The organism is Brachybacterium sp. SYSU DS0246 (assembly GCF_059391765.1).
Window position 1 is genome coordinate 1 of sequence record NZ_JBZXYT010000044.1, and the last position, 17830, is coordinate 17830.

The 17830-nt window shown below is 71.3% G+C and carries 17 protein-coding genes; 4 read left to right on the forward strand and 13 right to left on the reverse strand.

The window, feature by feature from the left end; all coding sequences use genetic code 11:
• On the reverse strand, positions 1-238 hold a 238-nt coding region (locus AC5020_RS15995), incomplete at its 3' end, for a DUF3817 domain-containing protein (RefSeq protein ID WP_464989001.1).
• A 3-nt stretch (positions 239-241) separates the two neighbouring features.
• Positions 242-1129 carry an SURF1 family protein gene (locus AC5020_RS16000; protein ID WP_377016313.1) on the reverse strand — a complete coding sequence of 296 codons (888 nt, stop codon included), beginning with the start codon at positions 1127-1129 and terminating at the stop codon, positions 242-244.
• Positions 1130-1260: 131 nt separating this feature from the next.
• Here AC5020_RS16000 and pta point away from each other — a divergent pair, with 131 nt between their 5' ends.
• From pta to AC5020_RS16015, 3 genes are all read left to right on the forward strand, one after another.
• The gene (gene pta, locus AC5020_RS16005) at positions 1261-3372 is read left to right on the forward strand and encodes a phosphate acetyltransferase (RefSeq protein ID WP_464989002.1); all 2112 of its coding nucleotides are present in this window, start codon (positions 1261-1263) and stop codon (positions 3370-3372) included.
• Positions 3369-4718, forward strand: coding sequence for an acetate kinase (locus AC5020_RS16010; protein WP_464989003.1), 1350 nt, complete (start codon positions 3369-3371; stop codon positions 4716-4718). The genes pta and AC5020_RS16010 overlap by 4 nt, the downstream gene beginning before the upstream one ends.
• A gap of 105 nt (positions 4719-4823) precedes the next feature.
• Positions 4824-5402: a hypothetical protein gene (locus tag AC5020_RS16015; protein WP_377793352.1), complete on the forward strand. Its 579-nt coding sequence runs from the start codon at positions 4824-4826 to the stop codon at positions 5400-5402.
• A gap of 166 nt (positions 5403-5568) precedes the next feature.
• Here the strand turns inward: AC5020_RS16015 and AC5020_RS16020 are convergent, their stop codons facing one another.
• Together AC5020_RS16020 and AC5020_RS16025 are read right to left on the reverse strand one after the other, a co-directional pair.
• Positions 5569-6678 (reverse strand): GuaB3 family IMP dehydrogenase-related protein, encoded by a 1110-nt coding sequence (locus AC5020_RS16020; protein ID WP_464989012.1) that lies wholly within the window; start codon positions 6676-6678, stop codon positions 5569-5571.
• Positions 6679-6704: 26 nt separating this feature from the next.
• Positions 6705-7778, reverse strand: a complete 1074-nt coding sequence (locus AC5020_RS16025) for a hypothetical protein (RefSeq protein WP_464989004.1) — start codon at positions 7776-7778, stop codon at positions 6705-6707.
• A 66-nt stretch (positions 7779-7844) separates the two neighbouring features.
• Between AC5020_RS16025 and AC5020_RS16030 the strand changes: the two genes are divergently transcribed.
• Positions 7845-8363, forward strand: a complete 519-nt coding sequence (locus AC5020_RS16030; RefSeq protein WP_464989005.1) for a hypothetical protein — start codon at positions 7845-7847, stop codon at positions 8361-8363.
• A 60-nt stretch (positions 8364-8423) separates the two neighbouring features.
• On the opposite strand, the gene AC5020_RS16035 is transcribed toward AC5020_RS16030, so the two are convergent.
• From AC5020_RS16035 to AC5020_RS16075, 9 genes are all read right to left on the reverse strand, one after another.
• Positions 8424-9131: an exonuclease domain-containing protein gene (locus AC5020_RS16035; protein WP_464989006.1), complete on the reverse strand. Its 708-nt coding sequence runs from the start codon at positions 9129-9131 to the stop codon at positions 8424-8426.
• Positions 9132-9308: 177 nt separating this feature from the next.
• Complete coding sequence (guaB, locus tag AC5020_RS16040) at positions 9309-10808, reverse strand: IMP dehydrogenase (RefSeq protein ID WP_464989007.1); 1500 nt, start codon at positions 10806-10808, stop codon at positions 9309-9311.
• A gap of 229 nt (positions 10809-11037) precedes the next feature.
• On the reverse strand, positions 11038-11895 hold the full coding sequence (locus AC5020_RS16045) for a hypothetical protein (RefSeq protein ID WP_464989008.1): 858 nt from the start codon (positions 11893-11895) through the stop codon (positions 11038-11040).
• 35 nt (positions 11896-11930) lie between these two features.
• Entirely contained in the window at positions 11931-12863 is a 933-nt protein-coding gene (locus AC5020_RS16050) for a pseudouridine synthase (protein WP_464989009.1), read from the reverse strand.
• Between the two features lie 155 nt (positions 12864-13018).
• Positions 13019-13720 (reverse strand): hypothetical protein, encoded by a 702-nt coding sequence (locus AC5020_RS16055; protein WP_377793358.1) that lies wholly within the window; start codon positions 13718-13720, stop codon positions 13019-13021.
• A gap of 212 nt (positions 13721-13932) precedes the next feature.
• Positions 13933-15519, reverse strand: coding sequence for a chaperonin GroEL (gene groL / locus AC5020_RS16060; protein WP_377016287.1), 1587 nt, complete (start codon positions 15517-15519; stop codon positions 13933-13935).
• Between the two features lie 22 nt (positions 15520-15541).
• Entirely contained in the window at positions 15542-15838 is a 297-nt protein-coding gene (gene groES, locus AC5020_RS16065; protein WP_377016285.1) for a co-chaperone GroES, read from the reverse strand.
• 264 nt (positions 15839-16102) lie between these two features.
• Positions 16103-16966 (reverse strand): metallophosphoesterase family protein, encoded by an 864-nt coding sequence (locus tag AC5020_RS16070; RefSeq protein ID WP_464989010.1) that lies wholly within the window; start codon positions 16964-16966, stop codon positions 16103-16105.
• A 205-nt stretch (positions 16967-17171) separates the two neighbouring features.
• A partial coding sequence (locus tag AC5020_RS16075) for a hypothetical protein (RefSeq protein ID WP_464989011.1) occupies positions 17172-17830 on the reverse strand: 659 nt, incomplete at its 5' end.

Genomic DNA, 17830 nt, shown 5'->3' on the forward strand with positions numbered 1-17830 from the left:
AGCCGAGGATCACGTAGACCATGTAGATCAGGCCGTGGATCGGGGACCACACCTCGGAGATCTGGTCCCAGGTGGCCGAGGTGGAGGAGAACCAGGTCTCCCCGCCGAAGACGACGTAGCGCATCGTCATGATGCCCACCAGCACGAGCAGGGCGACGCCCTCCACGATGGAGGCCACGCGGAAGCGGGCGAAGGAGGTCCTGATGGCGACTTCGTCGAGAGGCCGGGGGGTGGGCACGGGTCACACGTCCTTGTCGGGGGTCGGGCTGGTCTGCGCGGTGGCAGTCGGTGAGGAGGCAGAGGCGGCGGTGGCCGGTTCGAGTGAGGGTGCGTCGGGAGCCGTCTCGCCGGGGGCGCGGGCCAGCTGGTCCTGCATCGCCTCGCGCCGCTCCGCGAGCTCGTCGAGGTAGGCGGTGCGCACCGAGCGCCACCAGAGGTAGAGGAAGAAACCGCCGAACAGTATCCACTGCGCGGCGTAACCGAGGTTCTGCCAGTCCAGGCCACGGCTGAAGGCGGATTCGGCCGCGGGCATCGGGTGCAGCGCGTCGGCCTCGGAGACCTGGGCGAGGTAGCCCGAGTACATCGGGGATCCCCACTCGTTGACCAGCAGCGGGGTCGCGATCGCATCGGTGAGACCGCCGGAGACGCCGTCGGCCGCGGGTTCGCTGGCCTCCAGGCGCCCGCGGACGGTGACCTCGCCGGTCGGCACGGACGGGGCGAGCGCAGGGTCCGGCTCGCCGTCCGTCCCGGTGACCGCGTCGGACTCGATCCAGCCGCGGGCCACCGGCAGACGGGCCTCGGTGCCGTCCTCGAGCCGGACGTGCAGGGCGGCGACGACGATCACGGCGTCCGTCCCGTCGATCCGGCGGTCGGGCACCAGCACCTGCTCGTCAGGGGCGTACTGGCCGGTGGCGGTGACGAAGTCGCCGACGATCTCGTTGGTGACCGCGTCGCCCACGCCGAGCACATCCTGGATCTGACCCAGCTCCGCGGGGCCGTCCGCCCGGTCCGTGATCGCGCGGTGCGCCCTGTCCCACTGCCAGGAGGCGAGCAGTCCGCACACGAGCGTGGCCACCACCATCAGGGCGAGCAGCCCGAGGTAGCGGGGTCGGAGGGCGGTGCGGAGCATGGGCCCATGGTAGGAGCGGCGACTGGGAGCACCGCTGGGACGGGTGCTGGTCCTCACACCCGTGCCGCCCGCGGTGGCCGGCGGGACCGAGGGCCTCCCCGGTCGCGGCCTGGCCGCCGTACGCTGTGGGCGTGCCGCACAGTGTGTATATCGCCAGCCCGGAGGGAATGACCGGCAAGTCGATGGTGGCTTTCGGTCTGCTCGAGACCCTCGCCTCCCGTTCCGACCGCGTCGGGGTCTACCGCCCCGTCGTCAAGGCCGACCACAGCCGCGACTACGCGGTCGACCTGCTGACCAGCCATCCCGCCGTCGACCAGGCCTACGAGGATGCTGTCGGCGTCGACCACCAGCTGCTGCTGTCGGACCCGGACGCCGCCCACGAGCGGATCCTGGGCCGGTACCGCGAGCTCGCCGAGCGCTACTCCATGCTGGTCGTCCTCGGCTCGGACTACGACGACCTCGCCAACCCCACCGAGCTCGCCTTCAACGCCGAGGTCGCGGCGAACATGGGTGCCCCGGTGGTGGTCGTCGTGTCGGGCCTGGACCGCAGCCCGGACCAGATCGCCGCATTGGCCGCGGTCTCCGTCGGCGAGTTCTCCGGCCACCACGCCGCCCCGATCGCCGTCGTCGTCAACCGCGCCGAGGCGGAGTCGCTGGACGCCGTCCAGGCCGCGGTGAGCGCCAAGGTCGACGGCGCCCTGGTCGCCGTGATCCCCGAGAGCCCGGTGATCATGGCGCCGACGGTCCAGCAGGTCAAGGACGCCGTGAGCGGGACGCTCCTGCAGGGCAGCAGCGAGTGGCTGGACCGGGTCGCGATCGGCACCGTGGTCGCCGCGATGAGCCTGCCCAACGTGCTCAGCCGCCTCAGCGAGAACTGCACCGTGATCGCCCCCGGAGACCGGTTCGACCTGCTGCCGGGACTGGTGATGGCCCAGCAGTCCGGCACCTTCCCGTCCCTGTCCTCCATCGTCCTGACCGGCGGCTACGACGTGCCCGAGGAGGTCCAGCGGCTGATCTCCGGGGTCCGGCAGGACCTGCCGATCATCGCCACGGACCTCTCGACCTTCGACACCGCCGTCCGGGTGGCGCGGACCCGGGGCCGGCTCTCGGCCGGCAGCGGTCAGAAGGTCGACGCCGCCCGCCGCGCCGTCGCCGAGCACCTGCCCACCTCACAGCTGCTGGCCGCGCTCGAGGTCAACCGCAGCGAGGTCATCACCCCGATGATGTTCGAGTTCGAGCTGCTGGCCCGCGCCCGCGGCCGGAAGAAGACGATCGTGCTGCCCGAGGGCGACGAACCCCGCATCATCGCCGCCGCCGAGTCGATCCTCGCCCGCGGCGTGGCGGACCTGATCCTGCTGGGCGAGGAGAACCAGATCCGGGCGAAGGCCTCCCAGCTCGGTCACGACATCTCCGAGGCCCGGATCGTCTCCCCGCAGGACGAGGACCATCTCCAGCGCTACGCCGCCGAGTACGCCCGGCTGCGCGCGAAGAAGGGCGTCACCCTCGAGCAGGCCCGGGAGAAGATCCAGGACGTCTCCTACTTCGGCACCATGATGGTCCAGCTCGGGGAGGCCGACGGCATGGTCTCCGGCGCGGTGCACTCCACCGCCCACACGATCCGCCCGTCGTTCGAGATCATCAAGACCAAGCCCGGCGCCCAGATCGTCTCCTCCGTGTTCCTCATGGCGCTGGAGGACCGGGTGCTCGTCTACGGCGACTGCGCCGTGAACCCGGACCCGACGGCCGAGCAGCTGGCCGACATCGCGGCGCAGTCGGCCGCCACCGCGGAGCAGTTCGGGATCGCCCCGCGCGTGGCGATGCTGTCCTACTCCACCGGGACCTCCGGCTCCGGGGCCGACGTCGACAAGGTGCGCGAGGCCACCAAGCTGGTCCGCAGCGCGAACCCGCAGCTGGATGTCGAAGGCCCGATCCAGTACGACGCCGCGGTCGACGCCTCCGTCGCCAAGACGAAGCTGCCGGACTCCTCGGTCGCCGGGCGGGCGACGGTGTTCGTCTTCCCGGACCTCAACACCGGCAACAACACGTACAAGGCCGTCCAGCGCTCGGCCGGGGCGATCGCCATCGGCCCGGTGCTGCAGGGGCTGAACAAGCCGGTCAACGACCTCTCCCGCGGCGCGCTGGTCGACGACATCATCAACACCGTCGTCATCACCGCCATCCAGGCCCAGGCGGCCGACGCCGAGGCCGCCTCCACCCCGAGCATCTCGAAGGACGACGCATGAGCTCGCAGCCCTCCCCCGCCGACGGCACCTCCGGGACCGACGCCACCTCGGGTGCCGACGCCTCCGGGCCCGGAGCCACCTCCGGCGCCGGAGCCTCCGACGCGGCCGAGGCGTCCACGCCGCTGCCCGCGGCGGACACCTCGACCGTGCTGGTCGTGAACTCCGGATCGTCCTCGCTGAAGTTCCAGCTGCTGGACCCGGTCAGCGAGACGGTGTTCGCCTCCGGCCTGGTCGAGCGGATCGGCCAGGACGATGCCAGCGCCCGCCTGAGCGTCGGCGACGCCTACGCCCCGTACAACGGGGAGGTCTCCGACCACGTCGCGGCGATGAAACTGGTCAGCCGACTGTTCGAGGACGCCGGGCTGTCCCTGGCCGATGCCCACGTGGTCGCCGTCGGCCACCGGGTGGTCCAGGGCGGTGCGCGGTTCTCCGAGCCGACGCTGATCGACTCGTGGGTCCGCGACCAGATCGCCGATCTCGGCAAGCTCGCGCCGCTGCACAATCCGGCGGCCGTGGACGGCATCGACGCGGCGCGCACCCTGCTGCCGGACATCCCCCACGTGGCGGTGTTCGACACTGCGTTCTTCACCCAGCTGCCGGAGGCCTCGCGCACCTACGCGCTGAACAAGTCCATCGCCGCCGAGTACCGGATCCGCCGCTACGGCGCCCACGGCACCAGCCACCGGTACGTCTCCCAGCAGGTGGCCTCGATGCTCGCCGCCGAGGGCGCGGACACCTCCCAGCTGCGCCAGATCGTGCTGCACCTGGGCAACGGCGCCTCCGCCTCGGCGGTCCGCGGCGGGCGCCCGATCGACACCTCCATGGGGCTGACGCCGCTGGAAGGCCTGGTGATGGGTACCCGCACGGGCGATATCGACCCCAGCGTGTACGCCCACCTGCACCGCAGCGCCGGCATGAGCGTCGATGAGATCGACACGGTGCTCAACAAGCGCTCCGGCATGCAGGGCCTCAGCGGCATGAGCGACTTCCGGGACATCACCGCCGCCATCGACAACGGCGACCAGAACGCGGAACTGGCCATGCAGGTCTACGTCCACCGGCTGCGCAAGTACATCGGCTCCTACGCCTTCGCCCTCGGCGGCCTGGACGCGATCACCTTCACCGCCGGGATCGGCGAGAACGTGCCCCAGGTGCGCGAGCGCGCCCTGGCCGGCCTCGAGGGCTTCGGGATCGTGCTCGATACCCGGCGCAACGCCGAACGCTCGAAGGACGCGCGCGTCATCTCCGCCGATGACTCCGCGGTGCGGGTGCTCGTGGTGCCGACCGACGAGGAGCTCGCCATCGCCCAGCAGTCCCTGGAGCTGGCCCGCTCGCGCAAGGGCTGAACCTCCGGGGTTCCGGCGAGCTCGGCCCCTTTGTGGACGGGCGCCGAGAGGCGGCCGGGCCACCGTAGGCTGGGCACGCCCGTCGCCTCCCGTCCCAGGAGAACCATGGCCTACCAGAGCCCCTACGGCGCCCCGTACCAGTCCTCGTACGGATACGTGCCGCCGCCGAAGAAGCGCGGCATGAAGCGGATCGTGTTCGGGATCCTGGGGATCGTCGCGAACCTCATCGGTCTGGTGGTGATGCCGATCATCGCCGGATTCGTCGCAGCGGTGATCGCCGGGATGGGGCTGCTGGAGTCGGAGCCGCTGGACCCGAACGGCGGGACCATCAGCACCTCGTCGATGAACGCCTACATGATCGCAGTGCCGGTCGACGAGGTCGACCAGGTCACCTGCGACTTCACCGGCTCGGACGGCGAGGAGGTCATCGTCGAGCCCCAGGCCGACACCGACCTCACCACGACGGTCGACGGCGTCGAGTACCAGTCGATCTACCAGATCAACACCTTCGGCGGGCAGGACGTCACCGTGGACTGCCAGGGTGCGAGCTCGGCGGCCTACTCCGAGATGGGGCTGACCGGGGTCTTCGTGAGCATCGGCATCGGGCTGCTGCTGCCGATCGTGCTGGGCATCGCGGCGCTCATCCTGCTGATCTGGGGCATCGTCGCCCGCGTACGCTCCTGATCCCCGGGCCGGGACACCGGCCCGCGAGATCCGTGACCTGGTGGGTATGACTGCCGAGTTCCCCTGCTTTCGCGGATCCCGCGCCAGGACGGCCGCGGCGCGCCGCGCTGGGGCTCGGGCCGGCGCGCGCTAGGGCCCCGGGCCGGCGCGCTGGGGTCCGAGCGCCTCAGGCCGTGGTGACGACCTCGACGCGCTGGAACTCCTTGAGGTCGAGGTAGCCGGTGGTGGCCATCGCGTGGCGCAGAGCGCCGACGAGGTTGGTGGTGCCGTCGGCTCCGTTGGAGGGCCCGAACAGGATCTGCTCGAGGGACCCGGCGGTGCCGACCTCGACGCGGTGACCGCGGGTCAGGGTCGGGTGGTGGGCCTCCGAGCCCCAGTGGTGACCGCCGCCGGGGGCCTCCTCGGCGCGAGCGAGCGCCGCACCGACCATGAGGCCGTCGGAGCCGCAGGCGATCGCCTTGATCAGGTCACCGGAGCGGCCCAGGCCGCCGTCGGCGATGACATGCACGTAGCGGCCTCCGGATTCGTCCATGTAGTCGCGGCGGGCGGCGGCGACGTCGGCCACCGCACTGGCGAGCGGGACGGAGATGCCGAGGGTCTCCTCGGTGGTCTGGGAGGCGCCGCCGCCGAAGCCGACGAGGACTCCTGCCGCGCCGGTGCGCATCAGGTGCAGCGCGGCGGTGTAGGTCGCGCAGCCGCCGACGATGACGGGCACGTCGAGCTCGTAGATGAAGCGCTTGAGATTCAGGGGTTCGCGGCCGGTCGAGACGTGCTCGGCCGAGACGGTGGTGCCGCGGATGAAGAACAGGTCCACCCCGGCATCGACCACTGTCTTCCAGTGCTCCTGCGTGCGCTGCGGGGACAGTGCCCCGGCGGCGGTGACGCCCGCGTCGCGCAGCTGCTGGATGCGGTCACGGATCAGCTCGGGCTTGACCGGCTCCTGGTAGATCGAGCGCATCACGTTCACCACCTCGCCGCCCGAGGCGGCGGCGACCTGCGCGAACTGCGCCGAGGGATCCTCGTAGCGGGTCCACAGGCCCTCGAGGTCGAGCACGCCGAGCCCGCCGAGCCGGCCGAGCTGGATCGCGGTCTCGGGGGACATCAGCGAGTCCATCGGGGCGGCGAAGATCGGGATGTCGAAGTGGTAGGCGTCGACCTGCCACGCCGTGGAGACGTCCTCCGGGTCCCGGGTGCGTCGGGAGGGGACCACCGCCACGTCGTCGAAGCTGTAGCTGCGCCGTCCCCGCTTGTTGCGGCCGATCTCGATCTCGCTCATCACGCAGGGAGTCTACCGGCGACGAGCTATGTCCCGTCCGGCCTTCTCGTGGAGGCGGCTGCCGCGATGAGGCCGGCCACCACCAGGAGCAGGCCGATCCCGGTCAGGGGCGGGACGAGGAAGGTGTTCACCGACTCGAACGCACGGACCGCACCCAGGTCCGCGTACAGGGACAGCCGCGACTGGAACCAGACGAACATCCCGCCGAAGATCTCCTGGACGAGCACCGTGATCAGCAGCGCGCCGAGCAGGAAGCCACCACCCGCGCGGGCGAGGCGCGAGGGCGACCCCAGTGCCATGCCGCCGCCGACGCCGGCGAGGACCATGCCGAGCAGCGCCACGATGGTCACGGCGGCGGTAGCGGGCCACCCCGTGAAGAACAGCCCCGCCCATCCGTAGCTCCACCAGCTCACCCCCGACATCAGCACCCGCACCAGGGCGACGGCGGATTCGCCCAGCAGAACCAGCGCGCCCGCGATCGCGACGGCCCCGGAGGCGACGGACGCGCGGACGGTCGGGGCACGGCGGGGCGCAGTCAGCAGCAGCACGCAGGAGAGCAGGCCGGCCAGCAGGCCGGTTCCGGAGGCCAGAACCAGCACCCCTGCCACCATGGCGAAGAAACTGTTGTCGAAAGTCATCGAGGCGTACCGGCTGAGAACCGCCGCGGGGATGGTGAGCACCAGCGGTGCCACCACCGCGATGATCGCCGCGGCGCCGCCCACCCGGGCGCGGCCGCGGGAGAGTCCCAGCGCCATCGCGCCGCCCACGATCGCCAGTACGCTCAGTGCCATCCAGGCAGCAGTCTGCGCCACGTCGATGGCGATCGCCGGCGGCGATGCCAAAGACCGGCGCAGGACGATGGTGGCGCCGGCAAGGTCGTTGACCGTGAACCTGCCGGTGCCCAACAGCCGCTGAACCATGTCGCCGCCGTGCAGCAGGCCGAGAAGTCCGGCGGCGATCCCCGTGATGATCGTGCTGGTGGTGAGCACGGACGAGGGCCGCCGCGAGGCTCCGGCCGCTTCGGCGGAGACGGCTGCACCCGGCCCGGCCCCCTCGGCGGGTGCGGCGTCGCCGCCGTGGAATGCATCGCGGGATTCCATGGCACTCACCCTAGAGGCGCTCTACAGGCGGCGCACCCCGACACCTCCCCGGGATACCGTGGTCCGATGACCTCGGAGGACGCACGCCGCGAGCGGGGACCTTCCCTGCTGTGGCCCTGGGCGGTCACCGGCGTGGGCGTGGCGCTGATGACTCTCGAGGTCATTCGACTCGTCCAGACGGAGCCGGCCGCCGGGGATGCTCGGCCGATGAGCGGACTGGTCCTGGCCAGCGCGCTGGCACTGGGAGGGTTCTCGCTGACCCGGCTGCTGCAGCTGATGAGGTTCGCCGCCTCCCGACGTGGAACCGCGAACTCCGCGGCCGCCGGCAGAGCCGCCCGTGGTCTCCCGGAGGTGCCATGGCAGCTGACCGATGCGCACGCCATGCATGCGGTGTGGGTCATCGGCGTCGGCGCATCCGTCGCCCTCATGGGCGTACTGGGTCTGTGGTCCGCGCTGGATGGCAGGCCCTCCGGCCTCGAGCCCGGGTGGCCGCTGCTGGTGCTCGGTGCCGTGGTGGCCGGGCTGGCACGGGCGGCATGGTGGCGCACCACGGCGATGTTGAAGGACTCCGCCGACGGGCTCTGACGGGTCAAGGCAGGTCAGTGCGCTCTTCTCGCAGCGTCACCCGGCGCAGGCGCGCTCGGCTCACAGCGGCCAGGTGAGGCTGACGTCGGGCGTGCGGCCCTTCTTCTGGAGGAACTGGTTGAAGTTCTCCGCCCACGAACGGTGCCAGGCGATCTGTTCGCGGTGGAGATCGGCCAGGGCCGATGCGGCCAGCTGCCGGTGGGCTGTGACGAGGGCGCGCAGCACGTCCAGGGTGGCGGAGACGTCGACGTCGGCCGTGTGCAGCTGCCCGTCCTGCTCGATGCCGTAGTGGGCGAGCAGGTCGGTCAGCGTGCGCTTGCCCTTGCGGTACCGGTCCACTCCCCGGTCCACCACCAGGGGGTCCAGCACCGGGGCGATGTCGTGGCCGAGGCGGGCGGCGAGCGTGGGCAGGCCGAGCCGGGTCAGTTCGTTCTCGAGGATGGCCAGGTCGAAGCTGCCGTTGAAGGCGACCAGGGGCACGTCCTTGCCGAGGGCCTCCGCGATCATCGTGGCCACTTCGTCCAGTGCCGCGGCGGCGGCCATGCCGTGCGCGCGGGCGTGCTCGGTGCTGATGCCGTGGACGCGCTGCGCGGGCTCGGGGATGTCCATCTCGGGGTCGATGAGCCAGGTCGCGATGGTCTCGTTCTCCCGGCCGGGGCCGACCGAGTGCACCAGCGCCACCGTGACGATCCGGTCGGAGGTCACGTTCGTGCCGGTGGTCTCGGTGTCGAATCCGAGCAGGGGGAGGTCGATCCAGGTGGAGGGCATGCACTCAGGCTATCGGCCGCAGCTGACGGCCGGCCCCTGCGCGGGCGGCAGTGGACGAGGGCGTGTTGGGGAGGACCCGTGCCGTGCGCTCGATGGCGTGTGCGGGAACAGCGGGACGTGCGGAGTCAGACATGTGCGGGCCCAGCGGCACGTGTGCTCACAGGGCGACGCGCGGCCTCAGTGGGACGTGTAGTTGGGAGCTTCCATGATCGCGGCCATGTCGTGCGGGTGGGATTCCTTCAGACCGGCCGAGGTGATGCGCACGAACTGGCCGTTCTCCTTGAGCTCGGCCACGGTGTTCGCGCCGACGTAGAACATCGACTGGTGCAGCCCGCCGACGAGCTGATGGATGACCGTGCCGAGCTGGCCGCGATAGGCGACGCGGCCCTCGATGCCCTCGGGAACGATGTTGTCGTCGCTGGAGACGTCGGCCTGGAAGTAGCGGTCCTTGGAGAAGGACTGCTTGCCGCGGGAGGCCATGGCCCCGAGCGAGCCCATGCCGCGGTAGGACTTGTACTGCTTGCCGCCGACGAGGACGACCTCTCCCGGGGACTCCTCGGTACCGGCCAGCAGGGAGCCGACCATGACGGTATCGGCCCCGGCGACCAGGGCCTTGGCGATGTCACCGGAGTACTGCAGGCCGCCGTCGCCGATCAGCGGCACGCCCGCGGGCCCGCAGGCCTTGGAGGCTTCGTGGATGGCGGTGATCTGGGGGACGCCGACGCCGGCGACCACGCGCGTGGTGCAGATGGAACCGGGTCCGACGCCGACCTTGACCGCGTCGGCCCCGGCATCGACGAGGGCCTGCGCGCCGGCGCGGGTGGCGACGTTGCCGCCGATGACCTGGACGCCGGCGAAGGCGGGGTCGTTCGTGATGCGCCGGATCATGTCCAGGGCGAGACGGGCGTGGCCGTTGGCGGTGTCGACGACCAGCACGTCGGCCCCCGCATCGCGCAGCGCGCCGGCGCGCTCGAGGGAGTCACCGAAGAAGCCGACGCCCGCGCCGACCAGGAGGCGGCCCTGGGAATCCTTGGAGGCGTCGGGGAACTGCTCGGACTTCACGAAGTCCTTCACGGTGATCAGCCCGCGCAGCACGCCGTCGGCGTCGACCAGCGGCAGTCGCTCTCGCTTGTTCTTGCGCAGCAGGGCGGTGGCCTGCTCGGGGGTGACGTCCTCGGGCGCGGTGAACAGCTCGGTAGTCATGACGTCGCGGACCTTGGTGCGGGCCCACTCGGCGACGGGGATGAAGCGCAGGTCGCGGTTGGTGCAGATGCCCAGCAGGTGCTCGGTCTCGTCGACCACGGGCAGGCCGGAGACGCGGTACTGGCCGCAGACCGCGTCGAAGTCCTCCAGGGTGGCTTCGGGGCCGATGGTCACCGGGTTGGTGATGCGACCGGTCTGGGTGCGCTTGACCAGATCGACCTGGTGGGCCTGGTCCTCGATGGAGAGGTTGCGGTGCAGGATGCCGATGCCGCCGTGGCGAGCCATGGCGATCGCCATCCGGGACTCGGTGACGGTGTCCATCGCGGCGCTGGCCAGCGGCACCCGCAGGGTGATCTCCCGGGTCAGCCGACTGGAGGTGTCTGCCTCGGAGGGGATCACATCGGTCTCCCCCGGCAGCAGCAGGACGTCGTCGTAGGTCAGGCCGATGAAACCGAAGGGATCCGCGCTCGTCATGGCCCGATCGTAGCCGCGCGGGCCCGGCCCGTGCAGTCCTGCTCGCCACACCTGCCCTCACAGGCCGCCTCCTGACCTGCGAGAACGCCATGGGTGGCCACCATCACCCCGCGCAGAGCGTGAACATCGCGCTGGGCAGGGCGGGAAACGGCCGCGGCAGCTGCGCGGATGAGTGTCACATCACCCCGGAAGAGCCTCGCGCGCCGGACCTCGCCCGGCCCGAGGATCGCTACGGCCGGGGGTCGCCCTCGCGCGGCGGCTCTTTGCCCCCGAGCACGCGGCGGACGCGGTCGAACTCCTCCTGGAACGCGGCCTCGTCATGCGCGTACTCGTCCTTCCACGGCATGCCGAGTCGATCGGCGAGCTCCCGGTGGGCAGCCGCTCTGCGCACGCGACGATTCTCCGCCACGAGCTCGGCGCGGGACGGGGCGGGGCGCAATCCCGCGGCGGCCTGCAGCGCACGCAGCCCGTCGAACGAGGCGCTGTCCCAGCCGATCTCGGGGACGATCCACTGGCGCACCGGAGTCTCGCCGTCGGCCGTCTCGCGGTCGCGGACGGCGCCCTGGGTTCGCCCCGCGCCCTGGGTTCGCACCGCGCCCTGGGCTCGTGCCGCACCCTGGGTGCGCACCGTGCCGCTGCCCCGCGTCCCCGCGCCCCTGATCCCGATCACCGCGATGCTGCCGCGCTCGGCCCCGCCGACGGCATGGTCGACGTCCCTCAGGTCGGCCCGATCGATGGTGCGCAGGCCGCGGCGCAGGAGGAGGGTGCCCGCGCGCTCGTCCAGATGCACGACCCGGTGGGTCAGCAGCATCGGCACCAGCGCCCACAGCGCGAACAGTGCCCACAGCAGCACGGCGCCGAGCAGCAGCTGGACCCACGCAGGTGCCAGGAGATCCGCCAGCGCCGAGTCATGACCATCGGTGAGCTGCGCGCGACGCCACTGCTGCAGCGCGGCCCCGGCGAACGGTGCCAGCAGCACGGAGACCAGGGGCAGCCCGATCAGCGCGCCCGGCACGTAGCGTGCACGCAGGCTGGGGCCGACGAGGACGGCACCGCCGCGGGTGCGCCGGGGGCTGGGGGGTTGCACCGCCCCAGCGTAGGCGGTGGCACGGCGAGTCGAGCTCACGTGGGACCACCGAGCTCCTGCCGGCTCGTCCAGCTCCGGTCCTCGCCCGTGACCGGGTCGGTGAAGGCCAGCGTGCGGGCGAGCAGCTGCAGCAGCTGCCGGGTCGGCTCCTCGACGTGGTGACTCCGCGCCGGAGCGTCCCCGCCGTCGAGGTTCGTGTTGTAGAGGGTGTCGCCGAGGATCGGGGCGCCGCGCGCGGCGAGCTGGGCCCGCAGCTGGTGGGTGCGCCCGGTGCGTGGCCGGAGTCGCAGCAGGAGGACGTCGTCGGGTTCGACGGCGACGACCTCGAGCTCGGTCTCCGCGTTCGGCACCCCGTCGACCGTCCGGGCGCGCAGCTCTCCCCGCGGCTTCTCCAGCCGGTCGCGGAGGATCGCTCGATGCCCCGGGCGGGCGGCATCCTCACCGGCCGGACCAGCCAGACCAGCCGGACCAGCCTGACCGGTCAGCTCAGCGGCTCGCTCGCCGGACACGCCCGAGCGGGAGATGCGCACGCGCGCCAGGTACTCCTTGTCCGCCTCGCCGCGTGCGAACAGCTGCTGGTAGGCGGAGCGCTCCTCGGGCCGGATCCCGAAGGCAAGGACCCCGGCCGTGGGCCGGTCCAGGCGGTGCAGCGGCGTCAGGGTGGTCAGTCCGGTCAGGCGGCGCAGTCGCACCAGGGCACTGGCGCGGACGTGGGTTCCTCGCGGCATGGTCGCCATCCCGTGGGGCTTGTCCAGCACCAGCAGGTGCTCGTCGCGATGGAGGATGCTGAGCTCGGTCTCGGGCACGTCCTCTGCGCGCAGCTCACGGTGGAACCACAGCTCATCGCCGGGGCCGACGGGATCCGTGGCGGCCCAGGGGTGTGCGTCGGCGTCGACGATGTCACCCCGTGCGAAGCGGCCCGTCAGCGGCGTCGCGTCCGGGTCGGCGAGAGCCGGATACCGTGCCACCAGAGCCTCGATCGCGGCAGCGGTGACCGCGTCAGACGGGACCTGCCACCGCACCGCGTCCAGTCCCTCGCGCTGCGGCAGGGGTGCCGGCCTGGCGCGGGCGCGTCGCCGGGCAGCGCGCCCCGGCCGTCCTGCCTGTTCAGGTCGCTGACTGCTCACAGTCCCCACACGGCGAAGGTCAGCACGTTGTGGAAGACGTAGATGAGCATCAGCAGAACCAGGATCAGGTTGGGGTGACGGTCGCTGAATCGCATGGCCTGCGGCACCTGCCGGCGCAGCTCGGCGGTGGTGATCGCCTCGATGTGGTCGACGTGGACGCCCGCCTCCTGGGCGCGGCGCAGCGTCATCTCCTGGGCTCGAGGGCCGAAGAAGCGGCTGGAGACGGCGAGGATCCGCCGACCCTCGGGGTCCAGGACGTACACGCCGTCGTAGGCGGTCTCGGAGGCGTCCAGCATCTCGGTGGGCCCGAGTCCGCGCTCGATGTCGCGCACCGCGATCACCTGGCCCACCTCGTCCCACCGGGCCTGCCGGGTGCGGCGGCCCAGGCCGCGCAGCTGGAACCCCTCGGCATCGATCTGCAGCCAGGCGGTCAGCACGCGCAGGCAGCCGACGGCCGCCGTCGCCGCGATCAGCACCCACAGCAGCAAGGGCGCGGTGAACACCGGATCGCGCATCATCTGGGGGTCGTTCCACAGCCGCTGGCCGACGAAGCTGATGATCACGAGGAACTCGAGGACCACGACGAACACGAAGCCCGCCACCAGCGTGCCGATCACGACGGCGGCCGGGGGCCCGTAGGTACGGGTCGGGCGGTCGTCGTCCGCCGCCCGCGCGACGTCCTCGGAGCTGCGGGTCATCACTTCTCCTCCGGGGTCCGCTCGTCTGTGGCTCGCTCATCTTAGGCCTGCCGGAGCCGCTTCGGAGCACGTATCGGTGCTGGTACGGCCTGCTGATCCGGCCCCGTCGGGTCGAGGATGCTGCCCGGGGGACGAGAACGGGCGGGCAGCCCGGGGTGTCCCCGTTCTGCCCGCCCGTCGGCCGAGTGGATGACCGTCAGGTCAGTCCTGGATCACTCGTCCTCGTCGTCCTGCTTCTCGATGACGAGCGTCTCGGTGGTCAGGACCATGCCCGCGATGGACGCCGCGTTGCGCAGCGCCGAGCGGGTGACCTTGACCGGGTCGATGATGCCCGCGGCCACGAGGTCGACGTACTCGCCGGTCGCGGCGTTCAGGCCGTGTCCGACCTGAGCCTCCTTGACCCGCTCGACGACGACGTAGCCCTCGAAGCCGGCGTTCTCGGCGATCCAGCGCAGCGGCTCGACCACCGCGCGGGTGACGGCGCGCGCGCCGACGGCCTCGTCGCCGGTCAGGCCGAGGTCGCTCTCGAGAGCCGCAGCGGCCTGGACGATGGCGCTGCCGCCACCGGCCACGATGCCCTGCTCGATGGCCGCACGAGTCGCGGAGACCGCGTCCTCGATGCGCATCTTCTTCTCCTTGAGCTCGACCTCGGTGTGAGCGCCGACCTTGATCACGGACACGCCACCGGCGAGCTTCGCGAGGCGCTCCTGGAGCTTCTCGCGATCCCAGTCGGAGTCGGTGTTCTCGATCTCGGAGCGGATCTGCCCGACACGATCGGCCACGGCCTGCTCGTCACCGGCGCCGCCCACGATGGTGGTGGAGTCCTTGGTGACGACCACGCGACCGGCCTGACCGAGCACCTCGGTGCCGACGGTCTTGAGGTCCAGGCCGAGGTCGGAGGTGACCACCTGGGCGCCGGTGAGCACCGCGATGTCCTGCAGCATCGCCTTGCGGCGATCGCCGAACGCGGGAGCCTTGACGGCCGCACCCTTGAAGGTGCCGCGGATCTTGTTGACGACCAGCGTGGACAGTGCCTCGCCGTCGACGTCCTCCGCGATGATGAACAGCGGCTTGCCGCCCTCGACGATCTTCTCCAGCAGCGGCAGCAGATCCGCCACCGCCGAGATCTTGCTCTGGACGAGCAGGACGTGGGCATCCTCGAGGACGGTCTCCTGGCGATCCGCGTCGGTGACGAAGTGCGGGGAGATGTAGCCCTTGTCGAACTGCATGCCCTCGGTGAAGTCCAGCTCCATCGCGGTGGTCGAGGACTCCTCGACCGTGATGACGCCGTCCTTGCCGACCTTGTCGAACGCCTCGGCGAGCAGCTCGCCGATCTCGCGGTCCTGGCTGGAGACCGAGGCGACGTTCGCGATCTGCTCCTTGCCCTCGACCTCGATGGCGATGTCGCCGAGCTTCTCGGAGAGCGCCTCGGCGGCCTTCTCGATGCCGCGCTTCAGAGCGGCCGGAGCCGCGCCGGAGGCGACGTTGCGCAGGCCCTCGTGCACGAGCGCCTGGGCCAGGACCGTGGCGGTGGTGGTGCCGTCACCGGCCACGTCGTTGGTCTTGGTAGCGACCTCCTTGGTGAGCTGAGCGCCGAGGTTCTCGTAGGGATCCTCGAGCTCGATCTCACGGGCGATGGTCACGCCGTCATTGGTGATGGTGGGCGCGCCCCACTTCTTGTCCAGGACCACGTTGCGGCCCTTGGGGCCGAGCGTGACCTTGACGGTGTTGGCGAGCTTGTCGACACCGCGCTCGAGGGCGCGACGCGCTTCCTCGTCGTAGATGATCTCTTTTGCCATGAGTTTCCAGGCCTCAGTTCACTCAGTTGTCGATGATGGCGAGGATGTCACGGGCGCCGAGGACCAGGTACTCCTCGTTGCCGTACTTCAGCTCCGTGCCGCCGTACTTCGAGAAGACGACCTTGTCGCCCTCCTTGACGTCCATGGGCACGCGCTCGCCCTTGTCGTTGAAACGACCGGCGCCGACGGCGACGACCTCGCCCTCCTGGGGCTTCTCCTTCGCGGTGTCCGGGATGACCAGACCGGAAGCGGTGGTCTGCTCGGCTTCGAGCGGCTTGACGACGACGCGATCCTCGAGGGGCTTGATGGAGACCGACATGGCGGCTCACTCCTTCATGAAGAGATGACTCTGTGAGTTCGGGGTTCCAGGAACCTCGATCCCGGTCGTCGTCGCGGTGCCGACCGGGGAAGATTCCTGACTGACAGTCTCTGGCACTCTCGGCCTTCGACTGCCAACGACGCCAACTCTAGGACCGAGCTGGCACTCGTGCAAGGCGAGTGCTAAACCGGGGCCGTCCCGGGCACGGCGGGGTCTCGCGGACGGGTTCTCCGGGGCGACACCCGCGGGGCCTCGCGGACGGGCTCACCGGCCGGCGGCCTCCAGGATCGCCGAGACCTGTTCCGGCCCCATGTCGTAGACCGGCACGCTCATGTCGGCGAGGGTGTCTCCGGCGTTGGGGAACACGGAGGTGACCACCCGCGGCGCGTCCGTCGGGACCTCCCCCAGCTCGACGATGCTCATCCCCGACTGCGCCAGCGACTGCTCGTGATCCCCGGCGGTGACCGGGTCGACCACGTTGGTGATGCCCGGGACCACGTGCACGGGAATCCCCGCGATCGCAGCGGTCATCTCGTGGTGGTAGTGGCCCGAGAGCACGATCCGCACGTCGGAGCCCGCCAGCACGCTCGCCAGCTGGTCGAGGCCGTCGAGGTCCAGGCCCCGCAGCAGCGTGGTGGCGGCGACCAGCGGCGGATGGTGGATCGCGAGCACGGTGCCGCCCGGCGCGGGCTCGGCGAGGACGCCGCGCAGCCACTGGAGCTGCTCGTCCTCCAGATGCCCGTACCCCGCGCCGGGGATGCTGGAATCCAGCACCACGATGCGGGCCCCGTTCTCCAGGCGGACGACGCGATCCTGGCTGGTCGCGCCCCGGTCACCCGGGGCGATGGTCTCGCCGTACGCGACGGAGACGTCGTGGTTGCCCATGGCCACCACGAGTGGGGCGCCCAGGGCGGCGGCGAAGGGATCGAGGATCTCGTGCAGCAGTCGGTAGCTGGCCGGGGTGCCGTCCTCGGAGGCGTCTCCGGTGTGGACGACTGCGTCGATGCCGGTCAGACCCTGGCAGCGCGAGAGCAGCCCGTGCAGGGCGGCGGTGGTGTCAATGCGGTCGTAGTGGCGAGCGGCCGGGTCGCCGTAGAGGTGGGTGTCGCTGAGGTGGAGGATGCGCATGGAGGCACGGTAGCCACCGCGGGTGACGGGCAGGTGAAGAGGGGCGGACGGAGCGGCCGGTCGGGCGGGGCTACCGCAGGTGCGGGCGAATTGGAGCCACCATGTGCACCGATAGCGCTATATAGGGGCCAGCTGTGCACATGCTGGCTCCAATCCTGAGCCGGCCCGGCCCGCCTGCCGGCCCGGTTCGCGCGGCCGGTCGGGATCAGCCGCGGGTTCCGGTGCTGTCGGCGGTGCCGGTCACGTCGGTGAGCCCGGGGTTGCGGCGGATCATGTACAGCCCGATGCGGACCAGGAATCCCAGTACGAACCGGTTGCGGGTCTTGGTCACCGGGCGCAGCGTCGCCGGCGGCACGCGGCGCAGCACGTCCACGATGCGCGGGACCTCGCCGCGGCGGGGCGGGGCCACGGCGGTGCGCCAGGGATGGCGCTCCTGCACCCAGTCGACGTAGCCGCGCAGTGTGGCTCCGTCGGCGCCGCGCCAGGATCCGGATTCGTACAGATCCTCGAGATCGGTGAGGCCGGCCTGGAGGGCGGCTCGGTCGTATCCGGCGAGCTCGGGGCGGATCTCGTGCTCATCGAGCGCGGCGAGGGTCTCGCACGCCAGGGGCATGCCGAGCCGGTAGGCGCGGTCGAGGTCGTTCTCGAAACGCGCCCGCACCTCCGGTGGCGTCTCGGCGGAGGTCCCGACGCCCGGCCGCTCGGCGGCGGGCGGCGGCTCCTCCTCGAGGGAGAGCTCCGGGTACTGCCGTCCGACGCGCCGGATCTCCTGCCACAGGGCGTCCAGCTCGGGCAGCCGGCTCACCGTCTCCGGGCGGACTCCGAGGGCCAGCAGCACCTCCTGCACAGGCTCGTGCGGGGGAC